Source organism: Variovorax paradoxus (assembly GCF_000834655.1).
In the GTDB taxonomy this organism is placed as follows: Bacteria; Pseudomonadota; Gammaproteobacteria; order Burkholderiales; family Burkholderiaceae_C; genus Variovorax; species Variovorax paradoxus_F.
In genome coordinates, this window is the sequence record NZ_JXQQ01000123.1 from 1 (window position 1) to 212 (window position 212).

A 212-nucleotide genomic window follows, 5' to 3' on the forward strand; every position below is an offset into this window, starting at 1 on the left:
TCATGCTCTCGCCTGTATGGCAGCGCAAGCTGGGCAAGTCCGAACAGCAAATCCGCGCCGAACTGGATGATCCGCGCATCAAGGTCACTACGGTGCCGTACCCGCAGGACAAACTCAACCCTGATGGCGCCAACGGCCTTTGGATCGAACTGGGCGACCTGAGTCTGTATCCGGTCGAGGACGGCGTGCCCGACGTGCTCGCCAAAGCCAAC

At 61.3% G+C, this 212-nt stretch carries 1 protein-coding gene; it reads left to right on the forward strand.

Translation table 11 applies throughout. From position 1 onward, the window contains the following. On the forward strand, positions 1-212 hold a 212-nt coding region (locus tag RT97_RS33575), incomplete at both ends, for a hypothetical protein (protein WP_042582584.1).